The following is a 235-nucleotide window of genomic DNA, read 5'->3' on the forward strand; positions in this document are numbered from 1 at the left end:
CAAGGTCGACAACACCAATGTCCGCCGCCTGCAGATCGACAAGCTGACGCGACTGAAATCCGAGCGCAACCAGAAGGACGTCGAAGCCGCGCTCGCCGCGATCACGCGTTCGGCCGGGGAAGGCAACGGCAACCTGCTGGCGCTGGCGATCGACGCGGCGCGTGCGAAGGCAACCGTCGGCGAAATTTCGGACGCGATGGAGAAAGTGTTCGGGCGGCACCGCGCCGAGATCAAA

1 protein-coding gene is annotated in these 235 nt (G+C 64.7%); it reads left to right on the forward strand.

Translation table 11 applies throughout. The annotated features are described in order from the left end of the window. A partial coding sequence (locus AC0L3J_RS38425; RefSeq protein ID WP_473350626.1) for a methylmalonyl-CoA mutase family protein occupies positions 1 to 235 on the forward strand: 235 nt, incomplete at both ends.

This window comes from Bradyrhizobium sp. Kon37 (genome assembly GCF_055807535.1).